Origin of the sequence: Baekduia soli (assembly GCF_007970665.1) — a bacterium.
Lineage (GTDB): Bacteria > Actinomycetota > Thermoleophilia > Solirubrobacterales > Solirubrobacteraceae > Baekduia > Baekduia soli.
Genome location: NZ_CP042430.1, coordinates 1,018,022 through 1,033,914 on the forward strand (window position 1 = coordinate 1,018,022; position 15,893 = coordinate 1,033,914).

Below are 15,893 nucleotides of genomic sequence, written 5' to 3' on the forward strand. Positions count from 1 at the left end.
CTCATGGGCGGTGCCCGAAGCGCCGCCCGACGAGCTCGGCGGCGATCATGCTGCGGTGGATCTCCGAGGTGCCACCGGCCACCGCGTAGGGCCGGACGTACCGGTAGAGCCACTCGAGCGGCTCCGTGTCGACCGACATGCCCATCGCGCCGTGGATCTGCATGGCCTCGTCGCAGACGAAGCACGCGGTCTCGACGGTCGCCACCTTTGCCGCCGACGACAGCGCCCGGTCGGGCAGGCCGTCCTCCGTGTCGGCCGAGATCGCGCGATGCAGCAGCAGGCGCGCGCTCTGGAGTCGGATGTACATGTCGGCGAGCTTGGCCTGCACGAGCTGGAAGTCGGCGATCGGCCGGCCGAACTGCGTGCGCGACTCGGCGTAGGCGACGGACTGCTCGAAGGCGATCTGCGCGATGCCGAGCACCATGGCGCCGGCCGCGCAGCGCTCGACGGTGTAGGACCCGAGCAGCTTGCGCATCGCCTCGCCGGTGAACAGGACGTTGGCGGCAGGGACCAGCGCGTCGGCGAACGTGAGCTCGCACCAGGGCGCGTCGCCCATCCAGCGCCGCGGCTCGCTCAGGGTCAGCCCGGGGGTGTCGCGGTCGACGATCACGGCGCCGATGCCCTTCGCGCCGGGCCCGAACCGGACGAAGACGAGGTAGAAGTCGGCGTCCTCGGCCGGGCCGGCCGGCCGCTTGAAGCCGTTGAGGCGGCAGCCCTCGGCGGTCATCGTCGCCTGGGTGGTGAGGTCGGTCAGCGCCGTGCCGGCCTCGGGCTCGGTCAGCGAGATCCAGCAGCCCGAGCGCCCGGCCGCCACCGGCGGGACATAGCGCGCCTTCTGGTCCTCCGTGCCCCACTCGGCGATGAACATCGCGGGCCCGCAGATCGCCATGACCGCGTGGTCGCCGGTCACCGGGCAGGCGTGGGCGATGCGCTCGATGGCCAGCAGCCCGTCGAGGTAGGGGCGGCCCGAGCCGCCGTGGGCCTCGGGCAGGCAGACGCCGAGGACGCCGAGCTCGCCCAGGCGCCGCAGGTTGTCGCGCGGCACCTCGCGCCGGAAGCGCTGCTCGAACGCCTTGGGCCGGAACTCCCGCATGCCGACGTCGTCGATGAGGTCGACGAGCTCCTGCTGCGCGGGGCTGAGATCGAAGTCCATGGCGGGGCCAGTAGACCATCCCACCACCGGCCCGGCACCCCGACATCCGCTAGTCCCGGGACCCAGCCCGGTGCGTCCGCGCGTCCGACGGGGATCGCCGAGGGCCGCGGCGGGGTAGCGTTCGCGGACCGTGCAGCCCGCCTCGGTCGTGTCGGGGGATCCGGGCGCCGGCCGTGCGCGGCCGAGCCCCACGCGCAGCCTGCTCGTGCTCGCGCTCGGCGCACTGACCTACCAGGTCGCGCAGACCGCGCTCCTGCCCGCGGTCCCGCAGCTCGTCGCGGCCTACCACACCAACGCGAGCACGGTCGCCTGGACGTTCACCGGCTTCCTGCTCTCGGCCGCCGTGCTCACCACGCTCCTCGGGCGCCTGGGCGACATGTTCGGCAAGCGGCGGGTCCTCGTGATCGCGCTGGTGCTCGTGGCCGCGGGCAACCTGCTGTGCGGCGTGGCCGGCGCGATGCCGGTGGTCATCGCCGGGCGCGCGCTGCAGGGCGCCGTGGCCGGCGTCTTCCCCCTGGCGTTCGGGATCATCCGCGACGAGTTCCCGCCCGCCCGCGTGCGCTGGGGCATCGGCATGATCTCGGCCACGGCGGGGATCGGCGCCGGCAGCGGGCTCCTGCTCGGCGCGCTGCTCGTCGACCACGCGACGTTCCACTGGGTCTTCTGGGTCACCGGCGCCATGGCCCTGGCCGGCGCGCTGACGGCCTGGTGGCTCGTGCCCGAGTCCCCGGAGCGCCGGCCCGGACGGGTCGACGTGCGCGGAGCGGTCGTCCTCGCCGCCGGCCTGGTCCTGCCGCTGCTGGCCGTCACCCAGGCCCACGCCTGGGGCTGGGCGAGCCTGCGGACGCTCGCCCTCATCGCGGCCGGCCTCGTGATCCTGGCCGTCTGGGTCGTCGTCGAGCGCGCCACGCCGGAGCCCCTGGCCAACATCGCCACGCTGTCGCGGCCACCGGTGCTCGTCACCAACCTGGTGACGATCCTGACCGGCTTCGGGATGTTCACCGTCTTCCTGCTCGTGCCCCAGATGGTGCAGGCCCCGCACGCCACGGGTTACGGCCTCGGGGTCAGCGCGACGGCGGCCAGCCTGATCATCTTCCCGGGGGCCCTGCTCATGATGGCCGTCGGCCCGCTGTCGGGGCCGCTGGGCGACCGCTTCGGCACCCGGATGCCGCTCGCGCTCGGCGGCCTCGTCACCGCGGCCGGCAACGCGGGCCTCGGCGTCGTGCACGGCGGCCCGCTCGTGGTCCTGCTCCTGGCCGTGGTGGCCTGCTCGGGGGTCGGGCTGACCTACGGGGCGATGCCGAACCTCATCATCGAGGCCGCGCCTCCGCACGAGACGGGCGAGGCGACCGGGCTCAACGTCGTCATGCGCCTGGTCGGGACCGCGCTGGGCGCCCAGGTGTGCGGCAGCGTCCTGGCCGGCAGCGTCGGGGCCGGCGGCGGCCTGCCCAGCGCCGACGGGTTCCGCACGGCGTTCCTGCTCTGCGCCGCCGTCGCGCTGGCCGGCGCCGTCTCGGCGCTCGTCATCCCCAAGGTCCGCTCCGGCCACGTCGAGGGGCCCGGGGCGCGGGAGCCCGTCGCCCCCGCGCACGACACCGCCCTCGCGGCCGACTGAGCCCGCCCTCAGACCCCGGCCATCGCGCGCACCTCGGCCAGCGACAGGCCGCCGAAGTCCTCGGCCTCGATGCGGGCCCGGTAGCGGATGGCGATGCGCAGGTGGGCGATGCGCCAGCGGTCGGGCTCGCGTCGCATCCGGTGCTGGTAGGTCCCGACGAGCAGCTGGGTGTTGCCGAGGATCTCGAAGAAGTAGGCCAGCGTCGTGGCTTCGTCGCCCTCGAGCTCGATCTTCATGTTCGTGCCGTGGTGGCCGGTGTAGAACTGCCCGCGGGCGGGGGCCGCGGTGGCCTCCATGACCGGGCGGTAGAAGTCCTCGATGATCGACGGGCGCCCGCGGTAGCTGCGGTCTGAGCCGGGCTGGTAGCTCTCCAGGCCGACCATCTCCAGTCCGGCGTCTTCCGTGAAGACGTCGGCCAGCCCGTCCCAGTCCAGTGCGTCCAGCCCGAACAGGTAGTCGCACCACGTGCGGCGGATCGCCGCGTCGTCCTCGAGCCTCGCGACTCGTTCCTCGATGCTGCCGGCCATGCCCGTCGTCCTCTCGTGGGGGTGGGCGCAGCATCCCCGACGCCGCGGAGCGTCGTGGGGCGGAGTCGCGCGGACTGACGATTCCACTAGTCAGGGCTGTCGTGAGCCCCGGCACGGCCGTATACAGCGTGGCCGGGGCGATCGCCCGCGCTGCGCGCGCCGGTCGCCGAGGCCGGACGGGGAGATCGATGGGCGCATCCACCTACATCATCGGGATCGACACCGGGGGACCTTCACGGACTGCGTCGTGATCGAGCGCCCGGGCGGCCGCGTCGTCACGAGCAAGGCCCTGTCGACCCCGGACGACTTCGCGGTCGGCCTCTTCGAGAGCATCGGGCGCGCCGCGCGGGAGATCGACCTGTCCGTCGACGAGGTCATGGCCCGCACCGACCAGATCATCGTCGGGACCACGGTGGGCACCAACGCGTTCCTGGAGCGCAAGGGGGCGAGGACCGGGCTGCTGACCACCCGGGGCTTCCGCGACACGCTGTTCATCATGCGTGCCGGCGGGCGGGTCATCGGGCGCCCGCCCGAGGACATGCTCATGCTGGAGACGACGCGCAAGCCCGAGCCGCTCGTGCCCAAGTCCCTGATCCGCATGGTGCACGAGCGCGTGGACTCCGACGGCGAGATCCTCGTGCCCGTGCAGCGCGAGCAGGTCATGGGCCAGGTGGCCGAGCTCGTCGCTGAGGGCGTGGAGGCGATCTCCATCTGCCTGCTGTGGTCGTTCAAGGAGCCCGCCCACGAGCTCGCGATCCGCGACTGGATCCGTGAGGAGCATCCGGGCCTCTACCTCGCCTGCTCGCACGAGGTCGCGCCGAAGCTCGGCGAGCTCGAACGGTTCGCGGGCACCACGATCAGCGCCTACGTCGGACCCAGGACGTCGCGCTACCTGGAGCGGATCGAAGGCTCCCTGCGCGAGCGCGGCTACGACGAGACCCTGCTCGTGATGGGCTGCGACGGCGGCGTGCGCAGCGCCCACCTCGCGGCCCGCGAGGCGATCGTCACGCTGAACTCCGGGCCGGCCGGCGGGGTGACGGGCTCGGAGTCCCTGGCGGCGACGATGGGCATCGGCAACGTGATCACCGCCGACGTGGGCGGCACGAGCTTCGACGTCAGCGTCATCGAGGACGGCGCCGTCCACACCGGGAGCAAGACCGAGCTCGGGGGCTTCGAGTTCTCCGTGCCCGCCATCGACGTGCAGGGCATCGGCGCCGGCGGCGGCTCGATCGCCTGGATCGATCCCGTGCGCCAGACCCTGCGGGTCGGTCCCGAGAGCGCCGGGTCCGACCCCGGGCCCGTCTGCTACGGCCAGGGCGGGACGCGCCCGACGCTGACCGATGCGGCGCTCGCGCTCGGCTATCTCTCGACGACGTCGTTCCTGGGCGACGGCGATCGCGAGCTCGACGTCGGCGGCGCGCGCCGTGCCCTCGAGGAGCTCGGCGCCGGGCTCGGGCTGACGTGGGACGAGACCGCCGCCGGCGTGGTGCGCATCGCCGAGGCCCACATGGCCGACCTCGTCCGGCGCATGGTGGTCTCCCGCGGCCACGACCCGCGCGACTTCTCGCTGTTCGCATTCGGCGGGGCCGGCCCGGTCCATGCCGCGGGGTTCGCCCGCGACCTGAGCCTGGCGAACGTCGTGATCCCGGCCGGCAACGGGGCGTCGGTGTGGTCGGCCTACGGGGTCGCGACGAGCGACATCAAGCACGTCTACGAGTACTCGACGGTGTTCGAGGAGCCGCTGGACGCGGGCGAGATCGCCGCCGTGTACCGGCGCCTGGGGGCGACGGCCCGCGAGCGGCTGGCCGATGAGGGCATCCCTGTCGCCGAGACGTCCTTCCGCTACCAGGGCGGCCTGCGCTATGCCGGGCAGCTGCACGAGGTCTACGTCGCGGTCCCCGAGCCCGAGGAGCTCGACGAGGCGGCGCTGGTCGAGGTGATCGAGGCCTTCGAGCGCGAGTACGAGCGGGTCTTCGGCGTCGGCACCGGCTTCCGGCGTGCCGGCGTGGAGTACGTCGACTTCCGCCTGACGACGGTCAACGCCGTGGACCGCCCTCCGCTGCAGCACGACGTCGGCGACGGCCCGGCCGCGCGCGGGGAGCGCCTGGTGCGCTTCGTCGGCCTCGGCCCGGGCAGCGCGCCCGAGCCCATCTCCACGCCCCAGTACGACGGCGATGCCATCCCCGCCGCGACGCGGATCGCCGGCCCGGCCGTGATCGAGCTGCCGGGCACCACGGTCGTGGTGGGACCCGATTACGAGGCCACCCGCCATGTGACGGGCAGCTTCGTCCTGACCCAGGTGCGCGACCAGGAGGCCACCCGATGACCGAGACCCTGCCCGCCGCGGCGGCCGAGGCGACACGCTTCGACGGCTACCTCGACGCCTACGTCCCTCCCGCCCGCCTGACGATCGACCCCTCCGTGCGGCTGCACACCGAGGCGGCCGACGCGATCGACCCCGTCACCTACGAGGTTCTGCGCCACAACCTCTGGAGCGTCAACGAGGAGCACGGGATCACCATGCTGCGGGTCTCGGGCTCGCCGATCGCGGCGTTCGGCTGCGACTTCAACCCATGCCTGCTCACCGAGGACGCCGAGTTCGTCTACTCCGGCCCCTACCTGCAGTTCTTCTCGAGCATGCAGGACCTCAACGTGAAGTGGATCCTCGAGAACCGCAGCGCCAACCCGGGCATCGGGCCGGGCGACATGTTCATCGCCAACGACCCCTGGGTCGGCACGAACCACCAGCTCGACGTGATGCTGGCCTGCCCCGTGTTCCACGAGGGCGCGATCTTCTGCTGGGTGACCAACGCCCTGCACTTCGCCGACCTGGGCGGCGGCGTCCCCGGCGGCTGGAACCCGAGCGGGCAGACGTGGTTCGAGGAGCCGCCCGCCTTCCAGCCGATCAAGCTCATGGAGGGCGGCGTGATGCGCCGCGACATCGAGGACATGTGGTGCCGGCGCTCGCGCCTGCCCGACCTCACGGCGCTGGACCTGCGGGCCGTCGTGGCGGGCGCCCAGGTCGCGGCGCGGCGGATCGAGGGCCTCGTGGCGCGCTACGGCGCCGGCGTCGTGAAGGCGGCGATGCGGAGGATCGTCGCCGACTCCCACCAGCTGTTCTGCGACCGGATCGCCCTCATCCCCGACGGCACGTGGCGCGAGCGCGTGTACCTCGAGATCGCCAACCCGGGCGACCGCGGCATGTACGAGCTCGCGCTGACCATGCGCAAGGAGGGCGGGACGCTCACGTTCGACTCCGAGGGCACCGATCCGCAGGTGGGTGCGATCAACGTCACCTACACGGGGTGGCGCGGGGCGATCATGTGCGTGATCAACGCGTTCCTCGTGCCCGACTCGCTCTACGCGGTGGGCGGCCCGCTGCGCGACATCGTGTTCCGCCCCACGCCGGGGACGATCCTCAACGCCAGCCCGCCCGCCGCCGTGGCCAACGGCTCGGGGATCGGCGTCGAGGCGACCGTGGGGATGTGCAACAACCTGGTCGCCCGGGCGATGGACACCGCGCCGCAGCTGCGGCGCATGTACACCGCCAACGGCGGTGCCACGTCGTGGCCGATCGTGTCGCTCGGCGGCCTGACCCAGCGCGGCAAGCCCTTCCAGAACATCTTCCTGGACTTCTATGCCGCGCCGCTCGGGGCATTCACCTTCCGCGACGGCGTCGACACGGGCAGCCCGTACTGGATGGCCAAGACCGTGGCGCCCAACGTCGAGCAGAACGAGCAGCTCATGCCGGTGCTGTACCTGTGGCAGAGCGAGGTCGAGGACTCCGCGGGCGCGGGCACGTTCGTGGGGGGCGCGACGATCGGCATCGCGTTCACGGCGCACAAGACCGAGAGCGTGCTGCACCAGGTCGCCACGAGCGGGGTGACCCAGCCGACCGGTCCCGGGCTCTACGGCGGGATGCCCGGGCCGCCCAACGCCTACCGGTTCCGCCCCGCCGACGGTGAGCCGCTGGCCGACATCCTGGCCCGCGACGGGCGCCTGGACCTGGCCGACGATCGCGTCCGCGCGCTCAGCCCGAAGGAGGCCAACCTCGTCCAGCGGCCCGGCGACGTCTACGAGGTCATCTGCTGCGGCGCGGCGGGCTTGGGCGATCCGCTGGACCGCGACCCGGCGCTCGTCGCGCAGGACGTCGCGACCATGCGCTTCAGCGCGGCCGCCGCCGAGGAGTTGTTCGGCGTCGTGCTCGACGGGGACGCACCGGACGCCGAGCGCACGGCGCGGCGCCGCAGCGACGTCCGCCGCGAGCGGCTGGCCCGTGCGGGGGCGCCCACGGTGCGCTACGACGGCCCCGGCGGCGTCCGGGCGCTGGCCGGGATCACCGGCGCGCTGACGCTCGGCGAGGACGCGGCCGGCGAGCTCGTGCTCTGCAGCCGGCACAGCGGGGAGCCGCTGTGCCGGGTGGCCGACAACTACCGCGAGGCGTGCGCGCGCCTCGACCTGCCGATCACCGCCTCGAGCCCGCTGGCGGTGGATCCCGCGGAGTTCGTCGACGCCGAGATGCAGTTCCGGCTCTTCCTGTGCCCGCAGACCGGCAGCGTCATCGAGACGGAGGTGGCGCGAGCGGGTGCGCCCGTGCTGCACGACATCGCGCTGGACGAGACGTCGCTGCGAGCCCGCTACGGGAGCTGAGGGCGGCTCGCGCCGGCCTCAGCCGCGCGCCGCGCGCGCCTCGCCGATCGCCCGGATGGCCTGAAGCGCGGCCTCGTGGCCCGGGCCGCCGGGCTGGCGCAGCGTGAGGACGACGACGGAGGCGCCGGTGGCGGCGGCCATCGCGTCGACCTGGTCCAGGCACTCGGCCGCGGAGCCGTGCACGAAGCGGTCGCGGGCCAACGCGGCGAACGTGTCGGGGAACTCGGCGGCGCCGCGGCGCCCGTAGTAGCGGAACACCGGCATGATCGCGTCGGCAAAGCGCTCGGCGGACCCCGGCGCGCCGTCGACCCACGCCTCGCGCATGAGCACGACGTCGCCGGGCGCCCCGTCGCACGCCGCGCGGTAGCGGTCGGCCATCGCGGCGGCCTCGGTGACCGACCGCACGGGATCGGCGATCCAGCCGTCGGCCAGACGGGCGGCGCGCCGCAGGCCCACGCCCGACCACGCCCCGACCCACACCGGCGGACGCGGCCGCTGCACGGGGACGGGGTCCAGCGCCCCGGGCTCGCCGAGCAGCCGGCCGACCTCGGCCAGGCCGGCCTCGAACCGCGGTCCGCGCTGCGCGCGGTCGATCCCGAAGGCTTCGAAGTCCTCGTGCTGGTAGCCGGCGCCGACGCCCAGGACGGCGCGCCCGCGGGAGATCTGGTCGATGAGCGTCACCTGCTCGGCCACGTGCAGCGGCGCGTGGACGGGCAGCACGAGGACGCCGGGGCCGACCCGGATGCGCTGCGTGACGGCGGCCAGCGCTGCGCAGAGCGCCAGCGGCGCGACGACCGAGGCGGGCGGCCCGCGATGGTGGTCGGGCACGAGGCAGACCTCGAAGCCCGCGGCGTCGGCCGCCCGGGCCTCGGCCAGGACCTCGGCGATGAAGTCGGCGGGGTCGGCGTCGCGCGCGGCCAGCGGCAGCGCGATGCCCAGGGCGGGGGACGCGCTCACGCGCGCGGTCGGGGCGAGACGTCGGGCAGGGGGAGGAGGGGGCTCCGGATGGCACGGACCCTGGCAGTTGAGGGGGTGGCGGTCAAGCGCCCGGCGGGAGCCGACTGGCAGGAACGAGGGTCGACACGCCGGCCCGGTCGCGAGTAGGTTGGACCGATGCGCTCGTGCGCATCGGTACGTGATGACGTCCGCACCCCACCCCCATCCCGACGGCACGGCGACGCTGGTCAAGGACACGCTCATCGTGGACACCGACGTCCACATGTTCCCGACGCTCGAGCAGATCAAGGCCTACATGCCGGGGCGCTGGCGGCGCTACGCCGACGACTTCGGCCTGCGGACGCCCTACGGCGAGCAGAGCGTGGTGCGCGCGCGCTGGATGGGCAGCCGCACCGACGCGTGGACGCCCGAGGGCGACCCGCCGGGCTCGTCGCCGGCCTTCACCCGGACGCAGCTGCTCGACGCCTACGACATCGACCTCGCGATCCTCAACAACACGATGGGCCACGCCGGCGAGTACGTCGGCGGCGCCGCCCCCGACGGGCTGACCGCGGCGCTCATGGCCGCGGGCAACGCCTGGGGCATGGACGCCTGGCTGCCCAGCGACGAGCGGCTGCGCATGACGCTGCTCGTGCCCTACGACGACCCCGCCGCCACGCTGGCCGAGCTGGACCGCTGGGGCGACGACCCGCGCGTGGTCACGGTCGGCCTGCCCGTCCGCACCCACCGGCCGATCGGCAACCGCCGCTACTGGGACCTCATCGAGGCGTGCGTGGCCCGCGATCTGCCGCTGACGTTCCACGTCGGGTACGGCTCGACGACCCCGCTGACCGGCGTGGGCTGGCCCTCGTTCTACTTCGAGGACCACGTGAACTTCCCGCACGCGGTCATGACGCAGGTCGCCAGCCTGATCTGCGAGGGCGTCTTCGACCGCTGGCCGACGCTCAAGGTCGTGCTGCAGGAGGCCGGGTGGACGTGGGTGGCCCCGTTCGCCTGGCGCTTCGACCGCGCCTGGCGGCAGTTCGGCCACGAGCTCACCCACCTGGAGCGCGCCCCGTCGGAGTACGTGGGCGAGCACTTCTGGTACACGACGCAGCCCTGGGAGGACGGCGAGCACCCCCACCAGCACGGCGAGGCGCTGGAGGTGTTCGGGCGCCCCGACCGGCTCCTGTTCGCCAGCGACTACCCGCACTGGGACTTCGACTCGCCGACGGAGACGATGCGCGCGATCGCCGACCCCGACCTGCGCCGGCGCATCATGGGCGCCAACGCGCTGGCGCTCTACGGGCGGCTGCCCGGCTCGACCGCCGCGGCATGATCGGGGCCCCACGCCACCACGGCCGCGCGGCCGGGAACCTGCGCGGCGGCTGGACCGGCGACGTCGTCGACGCCGACCTGCATGCGGTGGTCGGCTCGGCCGACGTGCTGCGCCCCCACCTGGCCCCGCAGTGGATCGAGTGGATCGACGAGACCGGCTTCCGTGCCCCGCCGTGGCAGGGGGCGCTCTACCCGCCGGGCGCCGAGACGACGGTCGACCCGGTGTGGCGGGAGCCGGGCGGCGAGCCGCCCGGGACCACGCTGGCCGGCACGCAGCGCCAGGTCCTCGACGCCCTGGCGCCCAGTGCGGCGATCCTGCACTGCTCGTGGGGCATCGAGACGATCCGCCACCCCGACTTCGCCGCCGGCCTGGCCTCGGCCGTCAACGACTGGCTCATCGCGGAGTGGCTCGAGCGCGACCCGCGGCTGCGCGCCTCGCTCGTCGTGCCGGCCTTCGTGCCGGAGGAGGCGGCGCGTGAGATCGACCGCGTCGGCGGCCACCCGGGCTTCGTCGGCGTGTTCCTGCCGTCGCGCTCGACCCGGCTGTACGGGCAGCGGCCGTGGCAGCCGATGTTCGACGCCATCGTGCGCAACGACCTCGTCGCGTGCCTGCACTACGGCGGGACGCCCGACGCGCCGGGGCCGGCGGGGGCGGAGTCGTGGTTCATGGAGGACTACGTCGCGGCGCACGTGACCGCCTTCCAGGCCCAGCTCGCCAGCCTGGTCATCGAGGGACTGTTCCAGCGCTGCCCCGGCCTGCGCGTCGCGTTCCTGGAGTCCGGCTTCAGCTGGCTGGGCCCCCTGCTCTGGCGCCTGGACCGCGAGTGGCCGGGGCTGCGGCGCGAGGTCCCGTGGCTGAACCGCGCGCCCTCGGCCATCGTCCGCGAGCACATCCGCTTCAGCGTGCAGCCCATCGACGCCGGGCCGCCGGAGGCCTTCCGTCGCGCCGTGGAGTGGCTGGGCTCCGACGAGCTGCTCATGTTCTCCACCGACCACCCCCACGGCCACGAGCGCGACGTCTCGGTCCTGCTCGAGGCGCTGCCGCCGTCCGCGCACCGCCTGGTCATGGCCGACAACGCCCGTACCCACTTCCGGCTCTGAGCCGGCCCCCGACCGACCCATCCGACAGGAGCCCCGTGTCCTCGAACCCGTTCGTCGCCCCGCCGTACGAGCCGCGCCCCGCGCAGCTGTGCAACCTGCCGCGCCTGCTGGACATGATGGAGCAGCGGGGGATGGACGCGATCTTCTCCTACTACGCGCCCAACGTCACCTACCTGAGCAACTACGCGACGGCCTCCAGCGCCGTGCTCGACGAGCTCAACAGCTACTGCGTGGTCATCCTCTCGCGCACGCAGCCCGACCACCCGATCCTGATCTTCCCCGACTTCGAGATCAACTACTTCAACTATCAGCCGACGTGGATCAAGGACCTGCGGCCCTACCGCAGCCTCATGGCGCTGGCCGACCGGCCCGACACGAGCATCGACATCTTCCTGTCCGAGGAGCTCAAGACCAAGGACTGGGTCCTGGAGCTGCGCGACAAGTACGCGCCCAACCTCATCACCGCGGCGGTCGACGCCCTGAAGGACCTGGGCCTGGCCAACGCGCGGATCGGCTTCGACAACCTGTCCTACGCGCCCGAGGTCACCAAGCGCCTGCCCGGCATCGAGGTCGTCGACGGCTACCGCGGCCTGAAGTGGGTGCGCATGATCAAGAGCGACAGCGAGATCGCGCTCATGCGCAAGTCCCAGCGGCTCAACCAGGAGGCCATCACCCGCACGGTCGCCGCCGGCGGCGCGGGGATGACGTGGTTCGAGCTCAACGACGCCTACTTCCGCAACGTCATCGACCTCGGCGGCTTCGTCTTCGACCGCGGCAGCATGGTGCTCTTCAACCCCAAGGGCACCGACCCCACGCTGCAGATCTCCACGGGCCTGGAGACCGACTACACCCTCGAGCAGGGCACGCACGTCATGTTCGACTGCCACGGCCGCTGGAACCGCTACTGCTGGGACGGCGGCAAGACGTGGATCGTCGACGGCGAGCCCCAGGGACGCGGCAAGGCCGTGGCCGAGGCGACGGCGATGGCCATGCTCGAGCTCATGGACGTCTGCCGGCCGGGGATGAAGCTCAGCGACCTCTCGCGTGCGGCGCGCAAGGTGATGGCCAAGACGGACCGCGAGATGTCCGAGAAGGCCTACATCTTCTTCCACGGCGTCGGGCTGGAGAACAGCGACCGCGAGTGGGGCGGCGAGCTGGACTGGACGATGGAGAAGAACATGGTGATCTCCGCGCACGTCGCGTCGCCCGGCGGGCCGAACATCCGCCACTACATCGAGGAGGTCGGCGTGGTCACCGACCACGGCATCGACCGCTTCTTCACCTGGGACGCGACGGAGCCGCTCGTCAACCCCTAGGCGCCGTCGGCGACGCGGTGCACGAGCTGGACCTTGGCCGCCCCGGGGCGGGCCAGGGTCCCGGGCTCGAGCACGGCGACGTCGGCGGAGAAGACCAGGCGGCTGTGGATCGACCGGGTCAGGTCGTCTGCCAGGGCCGCCTCGCCCTCGCCCGGGGCGCGCTCGACCTCGACGCGCAGCGGACGCTGCGTCGAGTGGCCCTCGAAGTCGGCGACGATCCGCATCGCGCCGGTCGTCCGCGGGCGGAAGGCCGTGACGATCTCCTGGACGGCGGTCGGCCAGACGTTGATGCCGCGCACGAGCAGCATGTCGTCCGTGCGCCCGAAGCACCGCAGGCGGTAGCTCGTGCGCCCGCAGGAGCACCGGCCGGTGCCCAGGACCTCGACGTGGTCCCGGCTGCGGAAGCGCAGGTGGGCCGAGGCCTCGCGCTGCAGCGCCGAGTAGACGATCTCGCCGACGGCGCCGGCCTCGGGCTCGACGTGCTCACCGGTGACGGGGTCGATGAGCTCGGCGAGGACGAGGTCGTGGCCGATGAAGTGCATCCCGTCGCCGGCCTCGCACTCGGCCCAGATGATCGTGGCGATGTCCGAGTTGCCCAGGACCTCACGGCACGTCGCGCCCCAGGTCTCCTCGATGCGCTCTCGCACGGCCGGGATGCCCCCGCCTGGCTCGCCGCCGACCACGAGCGCCCGGACGCCCAGGTCGCGGGCCGCCACCCCGAGGATGTCCGGCGCGCGCTCGCCGAGGTACAGCGCGAAGTTCGGCGCGGTGCACACGACCGTGGCGCCGAGGTCGCGCGCGACGACCAGCAGGCGCTCCACGCCGGCCTCGGCGCCGATGGGCAGGATCGTCGCGCCGGCGGTCCGCAGCATGTGCATGACGGGCACGCCGCCGGCGAAGCCCTTGCTCATCGACCACGCGTGCAGCACGCGGTCGGCCGGGCGCACGCCCGACGCGCGGAACGCGCGAGCGCCGAGCTGCGCCCACGTCTGCACGTCGGCGTCCGTCAGCCCGATGTAGGACGGCGAGCCCGTCGTGCCCGAGGTCGCCTGGACCTGGGCGACCTGGTCTAGGGGCACGCCGAGGTGCGAGCCCAGCGGCGGATCGGCGGCGAGGCTGGCCCGCACGTCGGCCTTCTCGGTGAACGGCACGCGGCGCAGGTCGTCCCAGGACCGCGCGGCGAAGTCCGGCCCGATGCCGGCCGCCTCCAGGCGCCGGCGGTGGAACGCGGAGCGCTCGCGGAGGCCCTGCAGCTGCGCGGTGAACAGCTCGAGCTGGCGGCCGGCGACGGCCTTCCAGGGCTCGAGTTCGATGGGGTCTGGTCTGGGCACGGCGCCACTCTACGCGCCCGACCGCCCGGTCGGGGAGGATGGCCCCATGAACGCAAGCTTGGAGTCCGACGGCGCGGCGGCCCCGGTCGCGCTGGTCACCGGCGGCGCCTCGGGGATCGGCGCGGGGGTCGCGGAGCTGCTCGGCGAGCGCGGGGCCCACGTCGTCGTGGCCGACGTCAACCTCGCCGGGGCCGAGGCCGTGGCCGGGCGGATCGCGTCCGCCGGCGGCCGCGCCGAGGCCGCGGCGCTCGACGTCGGCGACCGGGAGGCGTGCGGCCGCGTCTTCGCGGGGCTGCGCGAGCGCGGCGCCACGGCGACGCAACTCGTCAACTGCGCCGGGCTGAACCGGCGCGCGAGCCTGCTCGACGTCACCCCGGAGGACTGGCGCCTGGTGCAGGGCACCAACCTGGACGGGACGCTGCTGTGCTCGCAGGCCTTCGTGCGCGAGCTGGACGCCGACCCGCACCCTGGCGCGGCGATCGTGAACATCACGTCGCTGCTGGCCCACTTCGGCGCGGGCAACTACGCCTCCTACTCGACGACGAAGGGCGCCGTGGCGATGCTCACGCGCTGCCTGGCCGTCGAGCTGGCCCCGCGCGGCATCCGCGTCAACGCGGTCAGCCCCGGGTTCATCGAGACCGCGCTGTCGGCGAGGATCTTCCGGGTCGAGCCCTACCGCAGCTCGATCCTCGCGCGCACCCCGGCCGCGCGCTTCGGCCAGCCGGTCGACGTGGCCCGCGTCGTGGCGTTCCTGCTGTCGGCCGACGCGGGGTTCGTCACCGGCCAGGTGCTGCCCGTCGACGGCGGGGTGACCGCAGGAGAGCCGGCGATGACGCCCCCCAGCGACGCCGAGATCGCCGCGCTGGGATGAGCGCCCCGACGCTGCGCACCGAGCGCCTGGTGCTCCGCGCCGCCGGCCCGCAGGACGTCGCGCCCAACCGCGACATGTGCGCCGACCCCGAGGTCCAGCGGTTCCTCGGCGGTCCCGTCGGCCCCCATGAGGCCTTCGTCAACCTGACCTCCCACGCCGGGCACTGGGCGGTGCGGGGCTACGGTCAGTGGATCGTGCGGCGGGCGAGCGACGACGCCTTCCTCGGGCGGGTCGGCCTGTACGAGCCCGACGGCTGGCCCGGCCTGGAGATCGGCTGGAAGCTGGCCCGCCACGCCTGGGGCGCCGGCTATGCCGAGGAGGCCGCGCGGGCGGCGATCGGCTGGGCGTTCACCGCGCTGCAGGCGCCTCGGCTCATCTCGCTCATCGTGCCCGACAACGCGCCCTCGGCGCGCCTGGCCGCGCGACTGGGCCACGTCGCGCAGGACACCGTCGAGTTGCTCGGCACGCGGGCGGTGCGCCACATGCTGGAGCGGCCGCCGGGCGACGCGCCGCTGGCGCTCCGGGCCGCCGGCCCCGGCGACGGTCCTCGGATCGCCGCCGACGTGCGCGCCGCGTTCGATCGCTACATCGACTTCTCGCCGCCGGGCTGGACGCCGCCGCCGGCGCCCGACGACGACGAGGCCGACCTGCTCGGCCGGCCGGCCTACCGCTGCGTGCTGGCCGAGCCCGGTGGCGTGCTGGCCGGGCACGTCGCGTGGTGGCCCGCGGTGGACTCGCGCCTGGGGTCCGACGATCCCGGCCTCGCGCACCTGCGCCGCCTGTTCGTGCACCCGGGCTGGTGGGGCGCCGGGCTGGCCCGGCGGCTGCTGGCCGTGGCCGTGCAGGACGCCCGGGCCCACGGCTTTGAGCGCATGCGCCTCACGACGCCGGGCGGACAGGGCCGGGCGCGCCGGTTCTACGAGCGCGAGGGGTGGCGCGCGGACGGGCCGCCGTCGGAGGACGAGGCCTTCGGGATGCCCACGATCCAGTACGTCCGCGACCTGGGCTGACGCCGGGACGGCGCGGGGCGGCGGCAGACGGCCGCCGCCCCGGGG

At 73.8% G+C, this 15,893-nt stretch carries 12 protein-coding genes; 8 read left to right on the forward strand and 4 right to left on the reverse strand.

Annotated features, from left to right (window positions below):
• Position 1 precedes the first annotated feature (1 nt).
• Positions 2-1,153: an acyl-CoA dehydrogenase family protein gene (locus tag FSW04_RS04755; protein ID WP_146916795.1), complete on the reverse strand. Its 1,152-nt coding sequence runs from the start codon at positions 1,151-1,153 to the stop codon at positions 2-4.
• A 130-nt stretch (positions 1,154-1,283) separates the two neighbouring features.
• Between FSW04_RS04755 and FSW04_RS04760 the strand changes: the two genes are divergently transcribed.
• Positions 1,284-2,768, forward strand: a complete 1,485-nt coding sequence (locus FSW04_RS04760) for an MFS transporter (protein WP_146916797.1) — start codon at positions 1,284-1,286, stop codon at positions 2,766-2,768.
• Positions 2,769-2,776: 8 nt separating this feature from the next.
• Here FSW04_RS04760 and FSW04_RS04765 read toward each other — a convergent pair whose 3' ends face one another.
• Positions 2,777-3,295: a nuclear transport factor 2 family protein gene (locus FSW04_RS04765; protein ID WP_146916799.1), complete on the reverse strand. Its 519-nt coding sequence runs from the start codon at positions 3,293-3,295 to the stop codon at positions 2,777-2,779.
• A gap of 247 nt (positions 3,296-3,542) precedes the next feature.
• Between FSW04_RS04765 and FSW04_RS04770 the strand changes: the two genes are divergently transcribed.
• Both FSW04_RS04770 and FSW04_RS04775 read left to right on the forward strand, forming a co-directional pair.
• Complete coding sequence (locus FSW04_RS04770) at positions 3,543-5,621, forward strand: hydantoinase/oxoprolinase family protein (RefSeq protein ID WP_187369250.1); 2,079 nt, start codon at positions 3,543-3,545, stop codon at positions 5,619-5,621.
• On the forward strand, positions 5,618-7,945 hold the full coding sequence (locus FSW04_RS04775; protein WP_146916803.1) for a hydantoinase B/oxoprolinase family protein: 2,328 nt from the start codon (positions 5,618-5,620) through the stop codon (positions 7,943-7,945). The genes FSW04_RS04770 and FSW04_RS04775 overlap by 4 nt, the downstream gene beginning before the upstream one ends.
• Positions 7,946-7,963: 18 nt before the next feature.
• Here FSW04_RS04775 and FSW04_RS04780 read toward each other — a convergent pair whose 3' ends face one another.
• Positions 7,964-8,902, reverse strand: coding sequence for an LLM class flavin-dependent oxidoreductase (locus FSW04_RS04780; RefSeq protein WP_187369251.1), 939 nt, complete (start codon positions 8,900-8,902; stop codon positions 7,964-7,966).
• Positions 8,903-9,083: 181 nt separating this feature from the next.
• Here FSW04_RS04780 and FSW04_RS04785 point away from each other — a divergent pair, with 181 nt between their 5' ends.
• The 3 genes from FSW04_RS04785 to FSW04_RS04795 are packed head-to-tail and all read left to right on the forward strand — an operon-like array spanning position 9,084 to position 12,636.
• On the forward strand, positions 9,084-10,220 hold the full coding sequence (locus tag FSW04_RS04785) for an amidohydrolase family protein (RefSeq protein WP_187369252.1): 1,137 nt from the start codon (positions 9,084-9,086) through the stop codon (positions 10,218-10,220).
• On the forward strand, positions 10,217-11,320 hold the full coding sequence (locus FSW04_RS04790; RefSeq protein ID WP_146916811.1) for an amidohydrolase family protein: 1,104 nt from the start codon (positions 10,217-10,219) through the stop codon (positions 11,318-11,320). The genes FSW04_RS04785 and FSW04_RS04790 overlap by 4 nt, the downstream gene beginning before the upstream one ends.
• Before the next feature lie 35 nt (positions 11,321-11,355).
• On the forward strand, positions 11,356-12,636 hold the full coding sequence (locus FSW04_RS04795) for a M24 family metallopeptidase (RefSeq protein WP_146916813.1): 1,281 nt from the start codon (positions 11,356-11,358) through the stop codon (positions 12,634-12,636).
• On the opposite strand, the gene FSW04_RS04800 is transcribed toward FSW04_RS04795, so the two are convergent.
• Positions 12,633-13,967 carry a phenylacetate--CoA ligase family protein gene (locus FSW04_RS04800; protein WP_146916815.1) on the reverse strand — a complete coding sequence of 445 codons (1,335 nt, stop codon included), beginning with the start codon at positions 13,965-13,967 and terminating at the stop codon, positions 12,633-12,635. The genes FSW04_RS04795 and FSW04_RS04800 overlap by 4 nt on opposite strands.
• A gap of 46 nt (positions 13,968-14,013) precedes the next feature.
• Between FSW04_RS04800 and FSW04_RS04805 the strand changes: the two genes are divergently transcribed.
• Both FSW04_RS04805 and FSW04_RS25655 read left to right on the forward strand, forming a co-directional pair.
• The gene (locus FSW04_RS04805) at positions 14,014-14,838 is read left to right on the forward strand and encodes an SDR family NAD(P)-dependent oxidoreductase (protein ID WP_187369253.1); all 825 of its coding nucleotides are present in this window, start codon (positions 14,014-14,016) and stop codon (positions 14,836-14,838) included.
• Positions 14,835-15,848: a GNAT family N-acetyltransferase gene (locus FSW04_RS25655; protein ID WP_187369254.1), complete on the forward strand. Its 1,014-nt coding sequence runs from the start codon at positions 14,835-14,837 to the stop codon at positions 15,846-15,848. Before FSW04_RS04805 ends, FSW04_RS25655 begins: the two co-directional genes overlap by 4 nt.
• Positions 15,849-15,893 lie beyond the last annotated feature (45 nt).

Bases quoted from the DNA above. Each gene is read 5' to 3' on its own strand.
- FSW04_RS04755 (WP_146916795.1), bottom strand. From the start codon at position 1,153: ATGGACTTCGATCTCAGCCCCGCGCAGCAGGAGCTCGTCGACCTCATC.
- FSW04_RS04765 (WP_146916799.1), bottom strand. From the start codon at position 3,295: ATGGCCGGCAGCATCGAGGAACGAGTCGCGAGGCTCGAGGACGACGCG.
- FSW04_RS04775 (WP_146916803.1), top strand. From the start codon at position 5,618: ATGACCGAGACCCTGCCCGCCGCGGCGGCCGAGGCGACACGCTTCGAC.
- FSW04_RS04785 (WP_187369252.1), top strand. From the start codon at position 9,084: ATGACGTCCGCACCCCACCCCCATCCCGACGGCACGGCGACGCTGGTC.
- FSW04_RS04790 (WP_146916811.1), top strand. From the start codon at position 10,217: ATGATCGGGGCCCCACGCCACCACGGCCGCGCGGCCGGGAACCTGCGC.
- FSW04_RS04805 (WP_187369253.1), top strand. From the start codon at position 14,014: ATGAACGCAAGCTTGGAGTCCGACGGCGCGGCGGCCCCGGTCGCGCTG.
- FSW04_RS25655 (WP_187369254.1), top strand. From the start codon at position 14,835: ATGAGCGCCCCGACGCTGCGCACCGAGCGCCTGGTGCTCCGCGCCGCC.